The organism is Actinomyces sp. MRS3W, assembly GCF_032465695.1.
GTDB lineage: Bacteria > Actinomycetota > Actinomycetes > Actinomycetales > Actinomycetaceae > Actinomyces.
Genome location: NZ_JAWDJJ010000222.1, coordinates 1 through 2424, shown reverse-complemented (window position 1 = coordinate 2424; position 2424 = coordinate 1). Strand labels below are relative to the sequence as shown.

The window sequence follows — 2424 nt, the reverse complement described above, 5'->3', positions numbered from 1 at the left end:
ATCGGGGGCGTACCCCGGATCCGGCGAGCATGCTCTTGGCGGTGACGGTGCGGCATGCGGGCGGCCCGGCGTCTTCGGGGCGTCCGCGCCACGACCGCGACGAGGATGCCCTGCGGGCCTGGACCGGTCGCCGACGGCGCCGCAGCATGTTGCGGGTAGCCGCCGGGGACCGCGTCGCGGTGACCGGGTCCTCGGCCACAGCGGCGGTGCGCTGGTGGGGCGCGCAGATACTCGCCCGCGGATGTGGGCAGGTCAGCGCCGGCGACGCCTCGGTGCGGGTGTTGTGGGGGCCCGAGGGCCACCGCAACGAGGTCACGGTGGCGGCCGTCACCGGAGCCGATGCGCCGGCGCGCGCGGTCAGCGTGCTGCCGGCCCGTGGCGGCGCACCGGATCTCGGCGACCGCTGGTGGGCGGTGCTGCTCGCCGCGGCGGGGCTCCCTCCGCTCGGCGGCGCGGCGGGCTCGAACCCAGTCCAGGCTCTGCCCGCATCCGTGCGGTTGGAGGACGTGTGCGCGCCGGTGGATCGGGAACTGCTGCGTCACCGGTGGGACACGGCGGCGCCGACGTCCTTGTCCGCGGTGCTCGGGGTTGGCGCCGCCGGCGCAGTCACCGTCGATCTGGTGCGTGACGGGCCGCATGCCCTGCTCGCAGGCACCACCGGCTCGGGGAAATCGGAGCTGCTTGTCTCCTGGCTGATCCAGCTGGCCGCGTCCGCGCCGCCGAGTTCGCTGAGCCTGGTGCTGGTCGACTACAAGGGCGGCGCGGCATTCGGTCCCCTCGCTCGGCTGCCGCACACGGCCGGGGTGCTCACCGACCTTGATCCGGCGGGCACCCAACGGGCCCTGGCCTCCCTCGAAGCCGAGGTGCGACGGCGGGAGCGCCTGCTCGCGCTCCACGGCGCCAAGGACGTCTCCTCCTTGGATCCGGCCGACGCCCCCGCCAGGTTACTGCTCGTCGTCGACGAGTTCGCGACGCTGGCGGCCGAGCATCCTCAGGTACTGGATGCACTGGTTCGAGTAGCCGCCCAGGGACGCAGCCTGGGGATTCACCTCATCCTGTCCACCCAGCGCCCCGGTGGGGCGGTCTCCCCCGTCATCCGCGCCAACACGAACCTGCGCATCTGCCTGCGGGTCCTCGACCCGGCGGATTCCCGCGATGTGCTGGGGCATGACGCCGCCGCCCGACTTGACCCCCATCCGGGGCGGGTCCTATTGGCGGCCGGCCCGGAGGCCGACGCTGACCGAGTGCTGCAGGCTCCCTGGTGCGGATCGGCGCAGCACCTGGCGAGCCTGCTCGACGAGATCGCCGCCGCGGCCACCGCGACCGAACCCCCGTGGCGTCCCTGGGCGCCGGCGCTGCCCGCCCGGGTGGAGCGCCGACAGGCCCGCGCGCTGGCAGTGACGCGCACCGGCCCGCCAGCGGCGCAGGAAGAGTCGAGCCCGTACCGGCCAGGCTGCACACTGCTGGTCACCGACCTGCCCGAACAGCAGCGCCTAGGGACCTGGGACTGGTCCCCCACCGAACCGTTGCTCATCCTCGGGGCGCCCGGCTGCGGTCGCTCGACGGCGCTCCGCTCGGCAGCACTGGGGGCGCTGCGCGACGGGATGGTCGTACACGTGTGCGCTCAGGATCACACCCCCGCCGCGGCGCTGGCCGGGGGTGCCGGGGTGGGGACGGTTGTCGGACCGGACGATCCGCGTCGGCTCGCCCGCCTGTGGACGCTGGCCGCAGGCGGCTGGCTGCGCGGCGACCTGCTGGCCATTGATGACGTCGAGGTCATGCTGGCAGCGGTCGATGAGGCGCTCGGACCCGGTGAGGGACAGGCTCTTATGGAGAGCATCGTCCGCGCTGCGGCGTCGACGGGGACCGGCCTGCTCATCACCGCACCCCTCATGGCGGCCAACGCACGCTGGGCCGCGCCATTGCGCCGCCGTCTTGTGCTCGGCGCCGTCCAGCCCGCGCAGGCCTCACTGGCGGGGCTGCCGCGCGGTGTGGTCACCGGCGATGGGGCTGGCCGTGGGGTCATCCTCGACGGCGGTGAGGTAACCGCCTGCCAGGTGGCGCTCCCCGATGCCAACGAGCACGGCCGACCGGGTCTGTCTCCGCTCCGGTTGGAGCCGATTCCCCGGCGCATCCCACCCGCACCACACGTATGGGCCCGTGGCGGCGACGACGCCGCTTCACTGCCGCTGCCGGACGGCCCCGTGCTGGTGGTTGGGCCACCGGGATCCGGGCGCAGCACAGCGGTGGCGGCACTGGCCCGCTGTGCCCGCGAGCTGTCCGACGACAACGCGGCCGACCCGCTGGTTGCCGACGACCTCGACCTGGATGATTCGGCCGCACAGGCGCGCGCCGAGGCGGCGGTGGCGGGCGGCCAGCGGGTCATCGCCTCGGCCACCACCGAACGCGTCGCCGGCACCTACC

General features: G+C 74.4%; 1 protein-coding gene. It reads left to right on the top strand.

Features of this window, described 5'->3' with window-relative positions; all coding sequences use genetic code 11:
* Window positions 1-2424 (top strand): FtsK/SpoIIIE domain-containing protein (locus RWX45_RS08575; protein WP_316023313.1); only part of this gene is annotated, 2424 nt, incomplete at both ends.